1 pseudogene is annotated in these 300 nt (G+C 60.3%); it reads right to left on the bottom strand.

Annotated features, from left to right (window positions below):
* Positions 1-186, bottom strand: a pseudogene (locus tag ADL15_RS55520) (hypothetical protein); the annotation flags it as partial.
* Between the last annotated feature and the right edge of the window lie 114 nt (positions 187-300).

Raw genomic sequence — 300 nt, 5'->3', positions numbered from 1 at the left:
GGTGTCGCGGTTCGCGTTTCCGCGCAGCGCGGTCAACGAATTCAAGCGACCCAGCAAAGTCGTGGAAGATGCAGGGCATTTCAAGTCCTGAATCGCCGACAAGGTTTTTTCGAAACGCTGGATGCGGCTTTCAAGGTCCGCTCCATTCGGAAAGTTCGCATTCTTGAGCGCTACCTGCGCGTTCACCTGGGCCTGAGTCGGCGGGCAGCGACCGGGAACCTTAACCCCAGTGGGACCCACCCGGTCAGCCGTCGCATTCGGATCACCCGGACTGAAACCCAGCGCCGGCACCAAAGCGTT

The sequence above is a fragment of the Actinoplanes awajinensis subsp. mycoplanecinus genome, assembly GCF_001509495.1.
GTDB classification, from domain to species: Bacteria; Actinomycetota; Actinomycetes; order Mycobacteriales; family Micromonosporaceae; genus Actinoplanes; species Actinoplanes palleronii.
The sequence above is the reverse complement of the archived record's forward strand: the minus strand, read 5'-3'. Positions and strand labels throughout refer to the sequence as shown.